19 protein-coding genes are annotated in these 19293 nt (G+C 35.7%); 9 read left to right on the top strand and 10 right to left on the bottom strand.

Features of this window, described 5'->3' with window-relative positions; translation table 11 throughout:
- Nucleotides 1-56: 56 nt before the first annotated feature.
- From CRS_RS18615 to tilS, 4 genes are all read right to left on the bottom strand, one after another.
- Nucleotides 57-2117: a protein-disulfide reductase DsbD gene (locus CRS_RS18615; RefSeq protein WP_142725472.1), complete on the bottom strand. Its 2061-nt coding sequence runs from the start codon at nucleotides 2115-2117 to the stop codon at nucleotides 57-59.
- Nucleotides 2118-2433: 316 nt separating this feature from the next.
- Nucleotides 2434-3375 carry a redoxin domain-containing protein gene (locus tag CRS_RS18610; RefSeq protein ID WP_172617110.1) on the bottom strand — a complete coding sequence of 314 codons (942 nt, stop codon included), beginning with the start codon at nucleotides 3373-3375 and terminating at the stop codon, nucleotides 2434-2436.
- A gap of 98 nt (nucleotides 3376-3473) precedes the next feature.
- Nucleotides 3474-4034 (bottom strand): RNA polymerase sigma factor, encoded by a 561-nt coding sequence (locus tag CRS_RS18605; RefSeq protein WP_142725470.1) that lies wholly within the window; start codon nucleotides 4032-4034, stop codon nucleotides 3474-3476.
- Nucleotides 4007-5359 (bottom strand): tRNA lysidine(34) synthetase TilS, encoded by a 1353-nt coding sequence (gene tilS / locus CRS_RS18600; protein ID WP_142725469.1) that lies wholly within the window; start codon nucleotides 5357-5359, stop codon nucleotides 4007-4009. Before tilS ends, CRS_RS18605 begins: the two co-directional genes overlap by 28 nt.
- An 87-nt stretch (nucleotides 5360-5446) precedes the next feature.
- On the opposite strand from tilS, the gene CRS_RS18595 reads away from it, so the two are divergent.
- Nucleotides 5447-6280: an OmpA family protein gene (locus CRS_RS18595; protein WP_002976267.1), complete on the top strand. Its 834-nt coding sequence runs from the start codon at nucleotides 5447-5449 to the stop codon at nucleotides 6278-6280.
- A gap of 65 nt (nucleotides 6281-6345) precedes the next feature.
- On the opposite strand, the gene CRS_RS18590 is transcribed toward CRS_RS18595, so the two are convergent.
- Genes CRS_RS18590 through CRS_RS18580 form a run of 3 tightly spaced genes read right to left on the bottom strand, consistent with a single transcriptional unit; the run spans nucleotide 6346 to nucleotide 8516 of the window.
- The gene (locus CRS_RS18590; protein ID WP_142725468.1) at nucleotides 6346-7293 is read right to left on the bottom strand and encodes an HTTM domain-containing protein; all 948 of its coding nucleotides are present in this window, start codon (nucleotides 7291-7293) and stop codon (nucleotides 6346-6348) included.
- 7 nt (nucleotides 7294-7300) lie between these two features.
- Nucleotides 7301-7870, bottom strand: a complete 570-nt coding sequence (locus tag CRS_RS18585) for a hypothetical protein (RefSeq protein ID WP_142725467.1) — start codon at nucleotides 7868-7870, stop codon at nucleotides 7301-7303.
- Between the two features lie 52 nt (nucleotides 7871-7922).
- Entirely contained in the window at nucleotides 7923-8516 is a 594-nt protein-coding gene (locus CRS_RS18580) for a hypothetical protein (RefSeq protein WP_142725466.1), read from the bottom strand.
- Between the two features lie 779 nt (nucleotides 8517-9295).
- On the opposite strand from CRS_RS18580, the gene CRS_RS18575 reads away from it, so the two are divergent.
- The 6 genes from CRS_RS18575 (at nucleotide 9296) to CRS_RS18550 (ending at nucleotide 13081) form a co-directional block, all read left to right on the top strand.
- Nucleotides 9296-9448, top strand: coding sequence for a hypothetical protein (locus tag CRS_RS18575; protein ID WP_142725465.1), 153 nt, complete (start codon nucleotides 9296-9298; stop codon nucleotides 9446-9448).
- A 116-nt stretch (nucleotides 9449-9564) separates the two neighbouring features.
- Nucleotides 9565-10212, top strand: a complete 648-nt coding sequence (locus tag CRS_RS18570; protein WP_142725464.1) for an O-methyltransferase — start codon at nucleotides 9565-9567, stop codon at nucleotides 10210-10212.
- 78 nt (nucleotides 10213-10290) lie between these two features.
- Nucleotides 10291-11007: a C40 family peptidase gene (locus CRS_RS18565; RefSeq protein WP_142725463.1), complete on the top strand. Its 717-nt coding sequence runs from the start codon at nucleotides 10291-10293 to the stop codon at nucleotides 11005-11007.
- A 22-nt stretch (nucleotides 11008-11029) separates the two neighbouring features.
- Nucleotides 11030-11497 (top strand): DUF1648 domain-containing protein, encoded by a 468-nt coding sequence (locus CRS_RS18560; RefSeq protein WP_142725462.1) that lies wholly within the window; start codon nucleotides 11030-11032, stop codon nucleotides 11495-11497.
- Nucleotides 11494-11838 carry a cupin domain-containing protein gene (locus CRS_RS18555; RefSeq protein ID WP_142725461.1) on the top strand — a complete coding sequence of 115 codons (345 nt, stop codon included), beginning with the start codon at nucleotides 11494-11496 and terminating at the stop codon, nucleotides 11836-11838. Before CRS_RS18560 ends, CRS_RS18555 begins: the two co-directional genes overlap by 4 nt.
- 4 nt (nucleotides 11839-11842) lie before the next feature.
- The gene (locus CRS_RS18550) at nucleotides 11843-13081 is read left to right on the top strand and encodes a 3-deoxy-D-manno-octulosonic acid transferase (RefSeq protein WP_142725460.1); all 1239 of its coding nucleotides are present in this window, start codon (nucleotides 11843-11845) and stop codon (nucleotides 13079-13081) included.
- On the opposite strand, the gene CRS_RS18545 is transcribed toward CRS_RS18550, so the two are convergent.
- Genes CRS_RS18545 through CRS_RS18535 form a run of 3 tightly spaced genes read right to left on the bottom strand, consistent with a single transcriptional unit; the run spans nucleotide 13073 to nucleotide 15455 of the window.
- Nucleotides 13073-13699: a deoxyuridine 5'-triphosphate nucleotidohydrolase gene (locus CRS_RS18545; protein ID WP_142725459.1), complete on the bottom strand. Its 627-nt coding sequence runs from the start codon at nucleotides 13697-13699 to the stop codon at nucleotides 13073-13075. The two genes, CRS_RS18550 and CRS_RS18545, sit on opposite strands and share 9 nt — an antisense overlap.
- Nucleotides 13699-14454: a glycosyltransferase family 2 protein gene (locus CRS_RS18540; protein ID WP_142725458.1), complete on the bottom strand. Its 756-nt coding sequence runs from the start codon at nucleotides 14452-14454 to the stop codon at nucleotides 13699-13701. Before CRS_RS18540 ends, CRS_RS18545 begins: the two co-directional genes overlap by 1 nt.
- Before the next feature lie 23 nt (nucleotides 14455-14477).
- On the bottom strand, nucleotides 14478-15455 hold the full coding sequence (locus tag CRS_RS18535) for an acyltransferase (RefSeq protein WP_142725457.1): 978 nt from the start codon (nucleotides 15453-15455) through the stop codon (nucleotides 14478-14480).
- A gap of 198 nt (nucleotides 15456-15653) precedes the next feature.
- Between CRS_RS18535 and CRS_RS18530 the strand changes: the two genes are divergently transcribed.
- Together CRS_RS18530 and leuS are read left to right on the top strand one after the other, a co-directional pair.
- Nucleotides 15654-16127, top strand: coding sequence for a lipocalin family protein (locus CRS_RS18530; protein ID WP_142725456.1), 474 nt, complete (start codon nucleotides 15654-15656; stop codon nucleotides 16125-16127).
- A 183-nt stretch (nucleotides 16128-16310) separates the two neighbouring features.
- Nucleotides 16311-19124: a leucine--tRNA ligase gene (gene leuS, locus CRS_RS18525; protein ID WP_142725455.1), complete on the top strand. Its 2814-nt coding sequence runs from the start codon at nucleotides 16311-16313 to the stop codon at nucleotides 19122-19124.
- Nucleotides 19125-19293: the final 169 nt, after the last annotated feature.

Raw genomic sequence — 19293 nt, 5'->3', positions numbered from 1 at the left:
TTAAATAAAAAAACTCACACGGTAAAGTGTGAGTTTTTAAATGGTATATCAATAATTTATTTATTCTTTTTATAGAAATTAACCCCGCATTCCAGGAATTTTTTGAAATCCTCTTTTGGCATGTATCCTGAAACCGGAGTATTGATCACTTTTCCGTCTGGAGTTACCAATACATAGTGAGGCTGAGAGTTATTGTTAAAGTTAACCTGTTGGAATAAGCTCCATCGGTCGCCAATTGTTTTTACTTTTTTGATCTGTCCGTCACCAAGGTCAATTTTAGTTTTTTGATCCTCAGGAAGCTCTTCTTTATCATCCACATATAAAGAAGCTAATACTACGTCATTCTGTAAGATCGGTAGAATATCTGGCTCACTCCATACAAATTCCTCCATTTTTCTACAGTTTTCACATCCGTATCCCGTGAAGTCGATCAGGATAGGTTTGCCTTCTTTTTTAGCCAGCTCCACCGCTTTGAAGAAGTCGTGTTCCGGGTGCATGCCTAGGATTCCGTCTTTTTCATCATGGAAATAGCTCACATTCAATGGAGGTAAAATTCCACTTAATAGCTGAAGCTTAGGACGGTCAGAAGGGATCAGACCCTGCACCAGGTAGATTACAAAGCCAATTCCCAATGCACCCAATATTTTTCTGGTGATAGAGATTTTAGGTTTCTTATCATCATGCGGGAATCTGATAAACCCTAATAAATATAAGGCCAGTCCTAAGGCAATAATAATCCAGATCGCAATGAAAAGTTCTCTTTTTAAGAAGAATGTTTTAGATACAAGATCTGCTTTTGATAAAAATTTTAATGCCAATGCCAGTTCTACAAAACCTAAAACTACTTTTACTGTATTCATCCATCCTCCGGATTTTGGAAGACTTTGTAATGCCTGTGGGAATAATGCCAGTAATCCGAAAATAATAGCCCATGCCAGCCCGAATCCTGCTAAAGCAAACGTCAAGAGCATCGGAACATTGGAAGAACCTGTTACTGCACTTCCCAATAAACTTCCTAAAATAGGTCCTGTACAGGAGAAAGAAACGATCACCAATGTCAGTGCCATGAAGAAAATACCGATAATACCTCCTGCTTCTTCCGCTTTAGAAGATTTATTGGCAATTGAACTCGGTAAGGTGATATCATAGTATCCGAAGAAACTTCCGGCAAAGAAGATGAATATGATAAAGAAGGTAATATTCAGCCATACACTTGTAGAAATTTCGTTGAAGATATTTCCTGCAATTCCATCAATAATATGGAAAGGAATACTCAATAAAACGAAGATAAGCAGGATGAAGAATCCATAAATCAGAGCATCTCTTTTCCCTTTTGCTTTGTTTTTGCTTCCTTTGGTAAAGAATGAAACCGTTAGAGGAATCATCGGGAAAACGCAAGGGGTAAGCAATGCAATTAATCCTCCGATAAACCCTAAGAATAAATAGGTCCAGTAATTTTCATCCATTTTAGCAGAAGCAGTACCACAGTCAGTCAGCGGTTTTTTGAAATCTATGGTTTCAATCTTCAGCTGCTTAGGATCCAGTTTTGAAGTTTCTGTAATGGTAGCTTCCGTTTTTGCAGTAACGGTTTCAGTTATTTTTGCAGAGTCCTTTACAGGAGTTGCTGTTTGTTCAGCTGTAGCCTCTTCTGTTGCTCCTTTTGGGGTAACCTTTTGATTGAATTCTAATGTATTGGGCGCCAGGCATACTCTGTCATCACAGGTCTGATAAGTAATTTCAGAAGTGACATCTGCAGGTTTCGTAGGGTCTTTTAATTTAAATTTCTGCTTGAATCCAGCTGTATTGGAATAGAAAACAATCGTTCCTCCGAATGCTTCAGAAAATTCTTCATGTTTTTTACCCGTTTCAGTAAACTTTCCGATCAGTTCGATATTCTTTCCTGTCACCTTATATTCGGTGGGGATTCCCGTATCTTCCGGTAAATCTTTTGAGTAGATGTGCCATCCGCTTTCCATGGTAGCATTCAATACTGCTTCATATTGATTGTTTCCCAGATCGTTGATGGTAAATTTAAATTTTACAGGGTTTTTTATCTGTGCATTAATTCCCGTTGCTAAAAATAGCAGAATTAATAAAAACCAATTTCTAAATTTCATTGTTCCTTTCATTAAAATTTTGAGACTCCATTCTGTCTTCTCATTCTTTGTATATCTTCTCTATTGCCCGAAAGGGATGATCTAAATACAGAATCATCACTGTCAGACAGTGTCCAGATTTTTGCCTCGCTAAAATAGATAATTTTTCGTCCCTAAAAAACTTAGAAACTTTCTTTTTTAAGCCTGAGGTTTAAAATATTCCGTCTTTTGTCTTAATAACAATAGAAGTATAACTTATTCTGTCATTTAAAATGATTATTGATTTTGTCAATTTTCCTGACTTATAGCCTTGGCCAGTTAAAAACTTCTGAAAAAATCAATTCAGATTTTTTACAATATCCTCTACAGATGCTCTCTTTTTATAATCTGTATCAAAATGTCTCCATGTAATTTCTTTACCTTCATTAAGGATGAAAGTAGCTGATACAGGAAGTCTTCCTGAATGATCTGATCTGCTGTTAGCGAAATCGTCCTTTAATTTTGAGTTGTAAAAATTAAGAGTCTCACTGTCAGGTGTATACAATACATCAAATGCCTCTGCGATTTTATATCCCTCATCATATAAAACAGTATAGTCTGTCTTTGTTTTGCTGATCGTCTTTTCTATAAATTCCGGTTTTTCAGGAGAGATAATAACGAGCTGCGCATTCTTTGATTTCAGTTCAGGAGCCAGATTTTGTAAAGTTTCAATGTATTTGTTACAGTAAGGGCACCATTGTCCACGAATAAATACTACAACCAGCTTTTTGTTTTCTTCTGATGAAGAGAATGTATTGCCCAAGTGGTCTTTCGCCGTGAAGTTATCAATCTTATCTCCTATCATTCTGCCTTTTACCTGATCTAATGTTTTGCCGGATTGGGATGCTTTTTTTTTCAAGACTGAAGCTCCTACTCCTAAAAACTGTTCAGGATTATAGTATCCGAAATCATATTGAACGAGTTTCCCTTTTGGATCCAGGAATAAGAAAGAGGGATAGTTGACCACTTTAAATTCTTTGGCCAGGCTCAGTCCTTCTTTTTCTGCATCTATTGCAATATTCACAAAATTGTTGTTGAACATTTCTCCAATTTCAGAATCTGTGAAAGTATTTTTTGCCATGAGCTTACAAGGCCCGCACCAGGTGGTATACAGATCAATGAAGATCAGTTTATTCTCTTTTGCTGCGATTTTTTTCGCGGCCTCCAAATCAATTTTTTGAAAATTGATACCCTTGCTTTGTGCATTTATTGAAATTCCTGTTGCTATAAGAAAGCTCAATATCATTTTTTTGAACATATATTTCTTTTCTTATTATGTTCTCAGAACAATAAAAAAATCACCCATATATTGAAATTTTTTCCATAACATTTTGATTTTCAGACAGAAAAAATATTATTGTTTTTCGCCTTTTTAATCTGTTCAACACATTTGTACTTTTGATTCTGAGCATTATGCCTGCTGGAATACTGATATTTATCCTGAATTTCCTCCATACTTTTATTTTCGATAAAAATGTCATGGATCAGATTCTGGCAATGGGAAGAAATAGACTTGATATAACCCATCAGCTTTTCCCAGTAATATCTTTCATTCTCAATGGCAGCACTTATTTCCTGCTGATGTTCTAAGAAGTAAACCTCAGGAGATTCTATATAAAAATGTTGATGCTTTAATTTTTTAAACCAGAGGTTTTTAACAATTCCGATAATATAATTTCCAAGACAGGTTTGAACTTTAAACTCGTCAGCATTCAGTTTTTGATAAAGAATGAGTAATGCATCCTGAAACACATCTTCAGCATCTTCCTGATTACCTTTATTCTTGAGAATGAATTTTTGAGTATAACCAAAATACTGTTGGTATAAAATTCCAAAAGCTATATTGCTGTCTTTTTTAAAATCATCAACAGCTAACGAATTAGTTGTTTTTCTGTCCACTTTACAGTTATCTTTTTTTGAGTTGTTCTGTCTGCCTGGTATCTGCGGTCCTGTCTAAGAGGGACTACCCCCAAAATATGATTTCTGGAATCACATAGTAACCAGGTCTTTTCCCTGACCAAAGCAGATAATTTCTCATCCCTGAAAAATTTTGAAATCTTCTTTTTTCCCGAAAAACCGGTGGGATAAAACTCATCTCCCTCTTTTTGCTTTCTCAAACGCAGTGGGAATTGAAGTTTTTCAGCAGCAAAATGCCATTCAAAATCCTTATTCATTCCATCATTGCTTTCAATATAATCTACGAGATTGATGTTAATTTGGTTTTCAGAAAAATCAGAATGATCCATCAGTTCTATTTCCTCGTCAGTATCCTGATCATCATTCTTACTGATAAAGATCAGCTGATCGCGGTTAACGATCAAACGATATTCTTTTGAAAAAAAAGAACGGTTGTTTTCTGCTTTAAAAATTTTGGGGATTTCTTCCTCCCGGATGAATCCGTATTTTTTTAAAATTTCAAATTTTACGAAATCACTTTGCTGATCCAGCTGTTTCTTTGATAAGATTTTGAAGTCCGGGTTAAATACAGTAAGACGATTTTCTATTTCCTGAATCTGTTTTTGAACAAAATCTTTGGTCTGATTGAGGTACAAAGAACTTTTTCTGAAGTTTTCAAGAAAGTGATCATTGGTTTCCATCAGAAGCGGAACAATTTCATTTCTAATCTTATTTCTCAAATAATCATTCTTTTTATTAGACAGATCTTCCCTGAATTCAATATGGTTTTGCTCTGCAAACTGATAAATTTCCTTTTTTGAAAAATCTAAAAGCGGTCTGAGAATAGAATTGTCATTCGATGGAATTCCGCTCAGTCCATTGATGCCGGCTGCCTTAGAAAGATTGATGACAAAGGTCTCCAGCTGGTCATTCAGATGATGGGCTGTAACCAGAAATTGCAGATTTTCTTTTTTCTGGATTTCTTTGAAAAAATGGTATCTAAGTTCCCGTGCCCAAAGCTGAATAGAGTTCTCTGGTTTCTGATCTTTTTCTGAAACTTCATACAGATGAAATTTTATATGATTTTTCTCACAAAAATCCTGTACTGTTTTTTGGTCCAGATCTGAATCATTTCCGCGAAGTTTATAATTGATATGGGCAACCTGAAACCTGAATCTGGAATCCTGGATTTCAGATGCAAAATCCAGGAACAAAGAGGCCAGAACCATAGAGTCAGCACCTCCGCTTACCGCCAGAAGATAGGTTTGATTTTCCGGCTCGGGGAGGAGATTTTTTAATTGACTGATAAAGGTTGATTTTGCCAACATATATGTTGAGAATTTCTTTTATGCAAAGATAACCGATATAATTCAATTGAATTTCCCTAACTTTGAGTAGTCTAAAAATGATTATTTATGAAGATTTTAAAAATTTTAGCAGTTTCTGCAATGGCGCTGGGAATGACATCTTGTGTCAGCAAGAAGCAGTATGATGCTTTGAGCACAAACTATAAGCAGTGTATTGAGAATATTGGAGAAAGACAGAGAGAAATTCAGGATTTGAAATCTCAGAACTCTGCATTGACAGGCGAAAATAACCTGCTGAAAAGCCAGCATGATGCCTTAAAGTCATCACTTGATGCATGTCTTTCCAATACCGGGAAAAGCTCTGCTAACATTGATAAGCTGGTAGGTGAAATCAATGCTTCCAATTCTTATATCAAGCAACTGATCTCCAGCAATGCGAAGAATGACAGCCTGAACCTTGCATTGTCTAACAAGCTGAAGAGATCTTTGGATAATGTATCAGATGAAGATGTACAGGTAAAAGTATTGAAAGGGGTAGTAATGATCTCTCTTTCTGATAAAATGTTATACAAAACAGGAGATTATAACATTCTTCCTGCTGCTCAGGAAGTGTTAGGTAAAGTAGCTAAAGTAATTAACGATTATGATAAATACTCAGTATTGATCGAAGGTAATACAGATAACGCTCCATTGAATTCTCCAAATCTGCCGAGAGACAACTGGGATCTTTCTGCATTGAGAGGTACTTCAGTGGCTAAAGTTCTTCAGACTCAGTTTGGAGTAGACCCTGCAAGAATTACAGCAGGCGGACGTTCTGAATACAATCCTAAAGCGACTAATATGAGCGTTTCAGGACGAGCAGAAAACAGAAGAACAGAAATCATCATTATGCCTAAACTGGATGAGTTTATGAAACTGATGGATATTGCTCCTAAGAAATAATCACTAAAATATATTCATGATAAATCCCGAAGCAATTCGGGATTTGTTGTTTATATGCCTTTCTGTTAGGGTATATAATGCGCTGGAATTTTTTTATTTGAAATCCTGACTGTCTTTCCTGCGGGGTGCTCAAAATAAAAATTGGTAATGTTCCATACAATCATAATAGCTGAAAAATAGTACAGATTGAGAATGAGTGCAATTCCTATATGCATGGAAACCGTAAGGAAAAGCCATGTTTTTTGAGTGGGTTTATACCAGATGAAAAAAGGATAACCTATTTCAATGATAATGGTGCTCCATCCTATGAAGTTCAGAATATATGAATGTTCAGCAAGCCAGCTGAAATCAATATTCAGATCTCTGTTGGAGTAAGGAAGATGAATGGCTTTCCATATGGATTCTCCATTCCACCAGTTGAAGCCTAAAGCTTTATCAAGACCTGAAAAGAAATAAGCAATGGAAATATGAACCTGGAATAATCTTTTGACCGGAGTGAAATTTATGTCTCCAGGCTTTTTGCTGAAAATATAATTTCTCAATGAAAAATACTGATCAGCTGGAAAAAGAATCAGATAAAATAAAGACATGCTTGTAAAAAAATCTGCACCATAGGCAAAGAAAGAACTTCCTTTAAGCAATGCAATCTGTAGGATAAGCAATAAAATTGCAGCAATTCTTGAATAAAACCCAGTGATAATAAAAATACACAGTGTGATAAATACTATTTTGGTTATCACAATCGTTGTGTTTTCTTCAATTCCAAAACTTTGTAAGAAACTTACAATTTTTGAAAAGGTGATCATCCATTCAGGAGTAAAAACCCCCATGACATCCTGTGGAATAATGCTGCTGCTTGAAAATAGCCGGCCAAAATCAGGCAGTACTGCGACAAACTGTAATAGGATAACTGCTGCTATGGTAATCCGGAAGAAACTTAAAAATTCAGTTTGATTATCTTCTTTAAAAAAGAAATTTTCAACTTTTGTGTAGATTAAATTCAGTTTTTTCATCACCTTGTTATTTGAATTCATCAATAAGAATAAGATTTTCATTCGTTTTTCCCTTTTTGAAACCGGTAATAGTAGGGTAGTCGTACAGATAGAGTTTTGTTGTCACGCTGAATGCATTGGGATTTTCTCTTATTACATGGGCAGCGATCTGTCTGATGATGATATCCAGATATTGATAATATTTCTGGTCATATGTGTTTTTGTCAGACATTTTATCAAGAAACATATTAAAGACGGTAGTATACCTCACTCTGCTTTCTTTGTTTTTGAAATAAGGCATAGTCTTTTGCTCCAGTATATTTCCATTTTTATCTTTCAGCTCAAAGCTCATCACAAAATCACTGGCAACATTAGGTGCATAAAAACCATATCCTGTATCAAAACCGGTATAGGATGTAAATATATTGATGGGTTTTGATTGTGCTATATTTTCTGAAATCTTATAAAGAAGCGGTTTTTCATAGTTTTTGTTTTCATAATAAAAACCATAATAGCCATCAAATGTTCCTTTCAGACCAATAACGAAGACTACCAGCAGGATAATAAGAATTCCGGATAACTGAAGCTTTCTTTTCATGACAAAAGATTTAAAAAAGGCTGTTTTCAGAATAAAAAACAGCCTTTTGCTGTTATTTGTAACTGGCCAATACATTATTAAGCTTAACATTGATTCTTGGATCAATTGCTGTATTGACTTTGTAAGATTTTATAATCACGTTGGTAAGATTCCTTCTTCCCATAGTTGGTGGGCAGATGGTATATTCTTCAGCACCTCTTACTGTTAATTTATTTAAAGAGGCAATGTCTTTTTGACTCAGCAAAGCAGCACTGGTTGCAACCTGATTGTTTTGAATGGCATAATAATCTGTTCCCAGTTCTTTAGCACTGTATTTTTTTAGAATTTCGTCTACTTTTGCCCTTAGATCACCATATTTTTTCCAGTCGATGTTTGCTTTCATTAAGCATCCGCGGATGATATACTGTCTGTTGATTTTGTAAATAATAAAATTCGTACCCAAACTGCTCTGGTGCAGTTTCTGTAAGCTTAATAAACTCTTTATGTCTTCGTCAGAAATTTTTTTGACATCTTTCAGGATGTAGTTATTGTCTACGATGTAATTGCCCTTTTCTTTATAAAAAGACATTTCCTGCGGTTTTAGCTGGGAAAAAATAATAACAAGTCCCACTATCGCTCCAATTAAAAATAAAGTCTTTGTTTTCATGTGGTTGTTTTTTAAATATCCCTACTCTGTTTCAGGATTTTCGGGTTCCTCCTTGATGTGAGTATTTCATGGTTGGAAAACTTATATCAAAGGTAGAAGCATATGAACATTTGGGAGCAGGTGTTTTTCCTGTTTTTTTGTAAGGATTTTGACTTTTGAAGATGAGATAGGAGATTGTATTTATTCAAAAAGAATACTCGTTCATGGCTATTTCTGGCGATTGGAAATGGTTTACATCACTTATATCAATGTATGGTATAAAAACTTGTAGAACCTGGAAATGTTCTGTATAATGAATGTTTTTGAAAATGATGAGGTTTAAAGCAAAAAAAAATCCCGAAGGCGGCCGGGATTTTTTTAATCAAATTAATTCTTCCTTTTTCAGGAGCGAAATAATTCGTTGCAAAAATGAAGTGGATATTTCTTTCTTAGTTTTTGCTGCAGAAGAATCTGTTCTACCTTTCGGTATAACTTTTTTGTGATTCTCATGGTTAGTTTGTGTCTCTCCTGCAATCATCTTGTTTTCTCTTAGTGTTTTTACCCCTTATTCTTATTGCAAACTTATCATTAATACCACAAAAATACCATCCGTGTTTTCCCGGTATTTCATATGGGGTTTTTACTGATTTGTTATAATGAAGATTTTTATGCCAGATTATTGGTCTTGTAATGGTCTGGTTAACAATAAAAAGTGTATATTTAAATCTCTATATAAGGAATTAAATAAAGAGGACCCCGAAAATCTAAAGAGTAGGGATTAATACTAAACTACAATAATTATGAAAAATTTAAAGAAACTTTCAAGAGGAGCAATGAAAAACGTACAAGGCGCTGCTCTGGACTGTAATCCGCAAATCATCTGCCAAAGAACGACTGACTGCTGCCCGGGATGGGTTTGTGCATCAAGAGGACAGTATTGTGTGGCATTGTAATGACCTGTAAGAACATGCAGAATAGTTAAGAGAGATTAATTTCTCTCTTTTTTTATCTACTTTTTCCATGGAAAAAGTAGCTTTAAAATCCTTAAATTTGTTTTAAATTAAATTGTATGAGTTTTTTTGAAGAAAAAAATCCTGAAATGGACAGATATTTGGAAGCACATGCTTCTTCGGAATCCGAAATTCTGAAAAAACTGAGAAGAGAGACTTACCAGAAGACGACACAGCCTCATATGATTTCCGGTTACCAGCAGGGAAGACTTCTGACGATTATCTCCCAGATGCTTCAGCCGAAAAGTATTCTTGAAATAGGAACATTTACAGGGTATGCTACCTTATGTCTTGCTTCAGGGTTGGCAAAAGACGGAAAGATTACTACTCTGGACGTTAATGAAGACCTTGCTTACCTGCCGAAAAAATATTTTGAATCAAGTGAATATGCCAGGCAGATTGATTTCAGGCTTCAGGATGCTAAAGAGTTCTTAAAAGAAACAGATGAGTTCTTTGATCTGATTTTTGTAGATGCTGATAAAGAAAATTATGCGGAATATTTCAGGCTGATCAAGCCCCATACAAAATCCGGAAGCGTAATTCTTTTTGATAATGTTCTGTGGTACGGAAAAGTCCTGGAAGAAAATCCGAAGCTTAAATCTACCCAGTCTATTCAGGAGTTAAATGATTTAGCGGCAAAAGACGAAGATTTTGAAAATCTTATTTTACCTTTGCGTGACGGAGTCAACTTTCTTCGCAGAAAGTAATTAAAATATTCAAAGATTAAAAACATTTAAAGATCGTATTTTAATCTTTAAATTATTCAATCTTTAAAGTGAGAATTAATGAATAAAGGAATTTGTATTGTTACAGTAGCGCCGGTCCGTGCAGAGAATTCTGACAGGGCTGAAATTGTTACAGAAATATTGTTTGGGGAAAGTGCAGATATTTTGGAAGTCAATAAAAACTGGACCAGAATAAAAATGCATTATGACGGGTATGAAGGATGGATGGATACCAAACAGCTAAAACCGGTGACAGACGAAGAACTGGCCAGCAGAAAAGTGACTGTTGTTACTGAAGATTTTTCTTCCGTATTGATGAATGATGGGAAGACTTTGCTTTCTATGGGCTCAGAAGTGGAGTTTCCGGTAGTGGCTTCAAGAAGGAGTCATGATGTACGTGAAAGTATCGCACTGACAGCAAAAGAATTCCTTAATGTACCCTATCTGTGGGGAGGTAAAAGCTTTTTTGCCGTTGATTGCTCGGGCTTTACTCAATTGGTGTATAAAATTCACAATATCAAAATTCCGAGAGATGCTTCCCAGCAGGCAGAGGTAGGAGAGCCGCTTACTTTTGTAGAAGAAGCACAGCCCGGAGACCTTGCCTTCTTTGAAAATGCAGAAGGAAAAATTATTCATGTAGGAATAATGCTGGATAATCAGAAGATCATCCATGCTTCCGGGAAAGTAAGAATTGACACCTTAGATTCCACAGGGATTTTCAATAAAGAAATGAACAAGCATACTCATAAGCTGAGAGTGCTGAAAAGTGTAATTTAGCCTCAGTTAAATCTCATTTGAAATGGAAAATATTCTTTTTATAATTTTTGATATTTTTAATTTTGGATGGGTTGCTTTTTTATGGTGGTTTACCCTGAAAAACTATAGGACTTTACCAGATCGGATTCCTGTACATTTTGATATGGAAGGAAAAGCTGATGGCTTCGGGGGAAGAATCTATGCCTTTCTGATGCCCGTATTGGCCTTGGGATTGTATGCTGTGTTCACCTATGGAACAAGACATCCCGAAAATACTAATTTTCCGGTAGAAATTACAGATCAGAATATGAATGCCCAGTATTTAATTATGAAAATAGGACTGAGGACCCTCTTTATCGTATTGGGAATGGTTTTTTTGAATATTCAGGATTATATGTTCAGATATGCTGCTGATGATAAGGCCAAACCCAGGATTTCATTTGCGACCATATTTTTGTCCGTTGTTTTATTTGTCCCCTTGTTACTTTTTATTACTCACTTATTTAAATGATACATTCTAAAGAAAATTCAGAATACTATATCTGGGGAAACCTTTGTGAGAGCTGGATTCTGAAAAATACAAATAAAATATCCATAAAGCAGGAAAAGATGCCTGCTGGAACTTCAGAGAAACTACACTTTCATAAAGTGGCAGAACAGTTTTTCTACATTCTTAAAGGAGAAGCGGTATTCTTTATCAATGAAGAAAGATTTTGGGTTAAACAAAATGAATCTATTTCTATTGCCCCGGAATCAAAGCACCTTATCTCCAATGAATCTGCTGAAGAAATTGAATTTTTAGTCATATCAAGTCCACCTGCGGATCATGATAGAATTGAAGTTAAAGAATAATTAAATGGCTTTTCTATACAATATATTTATCAGTCTCATTACTTTCGGAATGAAGGTTTTTGCTTTATTTAATGATAAAACTAAAAAAGGCGTTGAAGGGAGAAGCCAGTCTTTGGCTCAAGTAAAATCTGTATTTTCGAAAACAGATAAAGTCATCTGGATGCATGCAGCCAGCCTCGGTGAATATGAGCAGGGATTACCCGTTCTGGAGAAGCTTAAGGAGAATTTTCCACAACACAAAGTTCTGGTAACCTTCTTTTCTCCATCTGGATATGAAAATGTGGTGAAAAAGAAGCATATTGCAGATGTTATCTGTTATTTACCCTTTGATAAAAAAAGCACTGTAAAAGAATTTACATCACAGTTTAATGCTGAACTATTTTTTACGGTTAAATACGATTATTGGTATAATCTCCTTGCAGAACTTAAAAACCAAGGGACTAAAATTTATGTAATTTCTGCACTGTTCTATGAAAGGCAATCATTTTTTACTTCTTATGGAAAATGGTTTGTAAGGCAGCTTAAGAACAATGTGGATTGGTTTTTTCATCAGAACCAGTTTTCATTGGCCCTGGCAAAAAGTGTGGGGTTGCTACAATCTTCTGTAACGGGAGATACAAGGTTTGACAGAGTAAAGCAACTGCGAAAACGCGATAATCATGTAGATTTTATTTCTGATTTCAAAGGAGAAAATAAAGCCGTTGTTTTTGGAAGTTCCTGGCAGGCTGAAGAAAAAATAGCAGAAGTAGTTACTCTTAAAAATAAGGCCGTAAAAATCATTATAGCACCGCACGATCTGAAAAGGGTAGAGCATCTTAAAAATATATTTCCCGGTGCTTTACTGTACAGTGAAATACAAAATAGCCAATCTTCAGCTCTGAATTCCCAGATTCTGATTATAGACAGTATAGGCTTATTGTCAAAATTATATTCTTATGCAGATGTAGCCGTTGTAGGAGGAGGATTTCATGATGCAGGGCTTCACAATATTCTGGAGGCGGCAACCTTTGGTGTTCCTGTAATCTTTGGAAATCATTATAAGAAGAACCCTGAAGCTGATGACCTGATCTCATTGAACGGTGGAAAGGCCTTCCCTGATGAATATACGGCGTCAGAATTTGTTTTGTTTCTCACCAATGATGATAATAAAGAAGAACTATCAGCAATGTCTCAAAATGCAGGAAGATTTGTTGATGATAAGCCTGATTCTACCAGGATGATTCTACAGAAAATTTTATCTTAAAAATCCCTGACTTTTAATTTCTTTCATGATCTGATCGATATTCTCAGGAATTTTATCACATTCAAACCAGTTGAAATCAAGTCCATTATTGATACAAAGCTTTTGCAGATAGTGATTTTCTAAAATTTTACTTAAAGTTTCACGAAGATATTCATCAATTTCCATCCAGTAATCCTCATCCAGTTTTTTAATCAGGACCAAAGATTTGAATACTTTATTGATGATATAAATATAAAGCTTATAAACATTGTCAAAACGTTGTCTGCTGAAGTCAATATTGCTGTTCAATACTTTGTTGATAAGAAGAAGGTTAAGGGTGGCTTCTCCGAATTTATCCGTAGTAATTTTTACATGTTCAGTGATTTCGGCACTTATTTTACGGATGATGGTAAGGAAGTATTTGGCATTTCCGACATATTTTGAAGCCAAGAGTACCTGCTCTTGTACATGGTCTTCCATAGCATTCCTTTTATCATCGGTGGTTTCCGGATCAATAAGTTCGAAATACAGTTTTTTAGATAACAATTTATCCTTTCTCAGAAGTCTGAAAATAAGTTTATCTTTCTCTGCTCCGGTAAAAGCACTTAAAGCGGCTTTAAACTCTTTTGAATACTCCATTAATTGAAAATTTTTGAATACTTCATAAATCCGTTTAACGCCCAGTTAGCCGTATAGTATAATGATTTTACTGTTGAGAACCCCATGAAATCTTTATAGACAAGATATTGATCTTTAATGATATTCTTTTTTTTTCTGGAAACACTGTTCTCGCGCATTCTGTATTTTGCCAGTGTCTGCTTTACAGGTATTCCTTCCGGAATTTCTTTTAAAAGGTTAAGCCACATCACATGATCTTCGCGCTTGCTTTTTACAGGAAATAAAAATTTTCCAACCCTCTTTGTATCATACATTGTGGAAACCGGGGCCAGACGGCATGTCTTCAGCAGATTGGAAAAAGTAACGACTTTATCTGCGAGAAAATCTTTCAGAATAGGCTGCAGCTGTTCATTACACCTGGAATAGTTACAGTAAACCAGTTCCGCATTGTTTTCCCGCATGTAATCTGTCATTGTTTCCAGATATTCCGGGTACCAGTAATCGTCAGAATCCAGAAAAGCAATATATCTTCCTTGTGCCCTTTTCAGGCTGTTGTTTCTGGCATTTCCGGCTCCTCCATTTTTCTCCAGTACCTGCAGTTTTATTCTGGGGTCGTTGTATTTTCTGATGATCTCAACAGTATTATCTTTGGAAAGGTCATCGGTGATCAGCCATTCCCAGTTTTCATAGGTTTGGTTGAGAACAGACTGGATGGTTTCCTCGATAAATTCAGCAGAATTATAACAGGGAGTGATAATGGAGACAAGATCTTTCATTTATGCTTTTTGAATATGTAAAATTATAAAAATCTTTTTTCATAAAGATGCCAGGAAGCAATTCCTACGCTGATGACCACCAGCATACATACCAATCCCATAAAATAAGGGTTGTAATTGGCAAAAAGTCCCAAGGTCGCAAATACCCTGATGATTGGAAAATGGAAGATATAGATCCCGTAAGTGAAATCTCCATACTTCCCGAAATTGTTCAGAAATTTAAAAGAATAGGCAACATACAGCACAATAATACTGATCATTATAGGAGAGAACAGCTTTATTTTAAAAATAAGATCTATCCATACTGTAAGCACAGCAATGATGAATAAGACATTTTTATGTTTGATAAACTTATCAAAATTAAAATAGATCAGCATCCCGCCGATGAAGTAACATAGTGACCCTGGCAATTGTCTTGAAAGAGCTGCTTTTCCGGCCATTTCAAAATAATTAAGATAAACCAGCGAGAGAAAGTACAACACGATCAGACTGAGACTTCTGTATTTATTATTTTTTCCAAACAATAAAAACATCAGAGGAACAGCGATATAAAAACATATTTCTATCTTAAGCGTCCATAATGCGCCATTCACCGCCTGATTGCCAAATACACCAGGAAGCCACGGGGCCTTAAAATTCATAAAAATTGAATTCCAGAACAGATACTTATAAACCTGTGTGTTTCCAAAATATTCTGAAAAAGGAAGCGTACTGACCAGGCTCAGTAACAGGGCACATAAAAATACAACCAATAAATAAGCAGGAACAATTCTGTTGAATCTCTTTTTGGCATAACTTTTTAGACTGGAAGATCTTTCGTAGCTTCTTGCAATAAGAAACCCACTCACAATGAAAAATGAAAAAACGGCTACTTCTACGGGGCTGTATGTTAAAATGGTGAGCTGATCAGAGCCACTTAATGCTCCCAGGTGTCCTATAAAGACAATGAAAGCAAGGAGAACACGGATGAAGTCAAAATTGTTTTTCGTAATATCCTGCATTTGTATTTTCTTTTCCTACAAAAATAACTTTTTTAATAAAATGAAAGGGTCAACTGTACATTATTTGTTAAATAAAGGGGAAATGAAGTCTGAGCATTTTAAAATATATATAAATAACGCTGAATGAAATAATTTTTCATAAAAAATAGTAATATAAATCAAAAAAATTATAATTTTAGCGCTTGAAAAAAATGATCTATGAAGAAATTAGCATTACTATTTGCAGGTTTGTCGTTGTTTGCCGCTACAGGATGTAGTGATAACAATGATACTGTTCTGGAAGCTCCTCTGGTTGGGACCTGGCAACCATTAAAAGAAGTAGTTACTACTGTTGAGGTAGGCGAAGACCCGGTTTCTAACACGATTACTTATACTGACTGCCAGAAGCAGACCAGATGGTGGTTCGGTGCAGACTCCAAAGGTGGAAAAACGAACTGGGGAGATACTGCTACACCAGGTCAGTGTGCTATTCTTTCTGATATAAAATTCAACTATACCTATAATAAAGAAGGAAAAGACGTTCAGATGAAGATCCAGGGAATAGTAGAGCCGCAAAATGCAAAGGTGGTTACTTTGGACAATACAACACTCAATCTTGCTGTAAGAGAGGAAACTCAGGATCCTACTGTATTCCAGACAAGAACTTATACATTCAAAAGAGTTCCTCAATAATAATTAGACTTCAGGACATCAAAAAATAGATCTCATCCACGGATGGGATTTTTTTGTTGAGATGGGAATTGCAATTCATTATAAATTAAATTTCTATTTCCTTTAAAATCATTATTTTTGTGAATCTTGTTAAAAAGAAAAAATAATTCAATATTTTAAAATCTAACATATAATATATATAAAGTGTTTTACGATCATCAGCAGATAGAAAAAAAGTGGCAGAAATACTGGGAGGATAATCAAACCTATAAAACCTCTAATAACACAGATAAACCTAAGTTTTATGTACTCGATATGTTTCCGTATCCATCAGGAGCAGGACTTCATGTGGGTCACCCGCTGGGATATATTGCATCGGATATCTATGCAAGGTACAAAAGGCATCAGGGGTTTAATGTGCTCCATCCGGTAGGATATGACAGTTTCGGACTCCCTGCTGAGCAGTATGCGATCCAGACCGGACAGCATCCGGCCATCACTACTGAAGAAAATATCAACAGATACGAGGAGCAGTTGAGAAAGATCGGTTTTTCATTTGATTGGAGCAGGGAAGTCAGAACTTCAGATGCATCTTATTATAAATGGACGCAATGGATTTTCATTCAGCTGTATCATTCCTGGTATAATAAAAATACGGATAAGGCAGAAGCTATTGATTCTTTGATTCAGCATTTTGAAGAAAAAGGGACAGAAGGTTTAAATGCCAATCAGAACGACGAATTAAATTTCACCGCAGAAGAATGGAAGAATGCTTCCGATCTTGATAAAGAAGACATCTTATTAAACTATCGACTTGCTTACAGGGCTGAGACTACTGTAAACTGGTGTCCAGCATTAGGAACAGTACTGGCAAACGATGAGGTGAAAGATGGAAAATCCGAAAGAGGTGGTTTCCCGGTTTTCCAGAAGAAAATGATGCAGTGGAGCATGAGAATCTCTGCATATTCTGAAAGACTGTTACAGGGATTAAATACTTTAGACTGGCCACAGCCGTTGAAAGATTCCCAGGAATACTGGATTGGAAAATCTCAGGGAGCGCAGGTGCAGTTTCAGGTAGAAGGGCATGACAAGGTTGTTGAGGTCTTTACAACAAGACCTGATACTATCTTTGGAGCAACTTTTATGGTATTGGCTCCGGAAAATCCTTTAGTGGAAACTATTACTACGGATGCACAAAAAGTAGAAGTGGATACTTATATTGAAGAAACCTCCAAAAAAACGGAGCGAGACAGAATGGCTGACGTGAAAAACGTGAGCGGTGCATTTACTGGAAGCTATGCAGTGAACCCATTCAGCAATGAAAAAATGCCAATCTATATCTCTGATTATGTATTAATGGGATATGGAACAGGAGCCGTGATGGCTGTTCCGGCACATGATGAGCGTGATCACAGGTTTGCAAAGAAATTCAACCTTGAGATCAAAAAAGTGGTAGACACTGAAGAAGATGTTCAGGAGAAGTCTTTTGATTCTAAAGATTCCGTTTGTGTAAACTCTGATTTCCTGAACGGATTACATTATAATGATGCGAAAGCAAAAATAATTTCCGAGATCGAAACCAAAGGAATCGGCCACGGAACGACCAACTACAGACAGCGTGACGCTATTTTCTCAAGACAGCGTTATTGGGGAGAACCTGTTCCTATATATTATAAGGATGGGATGCCTTACACACTGCCTGCTTCTGCTTTACCGTTGGAACTTCCTGAAGTTGAAAAATACTTACCAACTGAAGATGGAGATCCGCCACTGGGAAATGCAAAAGAATTTGCCTGGGATGAATTGAATCAGAAAGTAGTTGCCACAGATTTAATTGATGATAAAACAATTTTCCCGTTAGAATTATCTACAATGCCAGGCTGGGCAGGAAGCTCATGGTATTTCCTTAGATATATGGATCCGAATGACGATGAGGCTTTTGTTAAAAAAGAATTGGCAGATTATTGGGGACAGGTAGACTTATATATAGGAGGGAGCGAGCACGCAACCGGTCACTTGTTATATTCCCGTTTCTGGAACATGTTTTTAAAAGACAGAGGCTATATCAGCCATGATGAGCCTTTTCAGAAATTGATCAACCAGGGGATGATCTTAGGGATGAGTGCATTTGTTTACAGAATTGACGGGACTAATCAATATGTATCTAAAAATTTAGCTAAAGACTACCAGACTCAGCAGATTCATGTGGACGTGTCCTTATTAAAAGGAACTTCTGATGAATTGGATACTGAAGCTTTTAAAGCATGGAGGCCAGATTATGCGAACGCAGAATTTATTCTGGAAGATGGAAAATACATCACTGACCGTGAAGTGGAAAAAATGTCCAAGTCTAAATATAACGTGGTAAACCCTGATGATATCTGTGAAGAGTACGGGGCTGACGGTTTAAGACTATATGAAATGTTCCTGGGACCATTGGAGCAATCCAAGCCTTGGAATACACAAGGGTTAAGCGGAGTATATGGTTTCCTTAAGAAATTCTGGAATCTTTATTTCAATGGAGATGTATTTGAAGTTTCAGATGAAGAACCTTCAAAAGCTGAATACAAAGTTTTACATACCTTAATAAAGAAGGTAGTATATGATATTGAAAACTTTTCTTTCAATACATCGGTATCCTCATTTATGATTGCTGTAAACGAGCTTCAGAAAATAAAATGTAACAAACGCAATATTTTAGAGCCGTTAGCCGTTATCATTTCTCCTTATGCGCCTCACATCTGTGAAGAACTGTGGAGTTTATTAGGACATAATACATCCATCGAATTTGAAAAATTCCCGGTATTGAATGAGGATTATCTGGTGGAAGACGAAATTGAATATCCGGTAAGTGTAAATGGCAAAATGAAGTTCAAAATTTCACTTTCAGCTCAATTATCTGCGAAGGAGGTGGAAGATTTGGTGATTTCAAATGAAAAAATGCAACAGATTTTGGAGGGTAAAACCCCTAAAAAAATCATTGTAGTTCCTCACCGTATTGTGAATATCGTAATTTAAAAAAAAATTAACATTGGGAAATTAAAAAAAATGGGTGTCTTATTTTTTTGATTTTTTAATTCAAATGTTAAATTTGGAAAAAATAAATAAAATAATTTAAAATAATTATTATTTCGAAATCGTATTAAAATTTCTTTATCAAAAAAAAGCAAAATGTTTAATTAAGACT

Source organism: Chryseobacterium sp. ON_d1 (genome assembly GCF_006829085.1).
GTDB lineage: Bacteria > Bacteroidota > Bacteroidia > Flavobacteriales > Weeksellaceae > Chryseobacterium.
This window is presented reverse-complemented; position numbering and strand designations above follow the sequence as displayed.

Coding starts and splice junctions, on each gene's coding strand:
- CRS_RS18615 (WP_142725472.1), bottom strand. CDS start 2,117: ATGAAATTTAGAAATTGGTTTTTATTAATTCTGCTATTTTTAGCAACG.
- tilS (WP_142725469.1), bottom strand. CDS start 5,359: ATGTTGGCAAAATCAACCTTTATCAGTCAATTAAAAAATCTCCTCCCC.
- CRS_RS18595 (WP_002976267.1), top strand. CDS start 5,447: ATGAAGATTTTAAAAATTTTAGCAGTTTCTGCAATGGCGCTGGGAATG.
- CRS_RS18590 (WP_142725468.1), bottom strand. CDS start 7,293: ATGAAAAAACTGAATTTAATCTACACAAAAGTTGAAAATTTCTTTTTT.
- CRS_RS18585 (WP_142725467.1), bottom strand. CDS start 7,870: ATGAAAAGAAAGCTTCAGTTATCCGGAATTCTTATTATCCTGCTGGTA.
- CRS_RS18580 (WP_142725466.1), bottom strand. CDS start 8,516: ATGAAAACAAAGACTTTATTTTTAATTGGAGCGATAGTGGGACTTGTT.
- CRS_RS18575 (WP_142725465.1), top strand. CDS start 9,296: ATGAAAAATTTAAAGAAACTTTCAAGAGGAGCAATGAAAAACGTACAA.
- CRS_RS18570 (WP_142725464.1), top strand. CDS start 9,565: ATGAGTTTTTTTGAAGAAAAAAATCCTGAAATGGACAGATATTTGGAA.
- CRS_RS18565 (WP_142725463.1), top strand. CDS start 10,291: ATGAATAAAGGAATTTGTATTGTTACAGTAGCGCCGGTCCGTGCAGAG.
- CRS_RS18560 (WP_142725462.1), top strand. CDS start 11,030: ATGGAAAATATTCTTTTTATAATTTTTGATATTTTTAATTTTGGATGG.
- CRS_RS18555 (WP_142725461.1), top strand. CDS start 11,494: ATGATACATTCTAAAGAAAATTCAGAATACTATATCTGGGGAAACCTT.
- CRS_RS18550 (WP_142725460.1), top strand. CDS start 11,843: ATGGCTTTTCTATACAATATATTTATCAGTCTCATTACTTTCGGAATG.
- CRS_RS18545 (WP_142725459.1), bottom strand. CDS start 13,699: ATGGAGTATTCAAAAGAGTTTAAAGCCGCTTTAAGTGCTTTTACCGGA.
- CRS_RS18540 (WP_142725458.1), bottom strand. CDS start 14,454: ATGAAAGATCTTGTCTCCATTATCACTCCCTGTTATAATTCTGCTGAA.
- CRS_RS18535 (WP_142725457.1), bottom strand. CDS start 15,455: ATGCAGGATATTACGAAAAACAATTTTGACTTCATCCGTGTTCTCCTT.
- CRS_RS18530 (WP_142725456.1), top strand. CDS start 15,654: ATGAAGAAATTAGCATTACTATTTGCAGGTTTGTCGTTGTTTGCCGCT.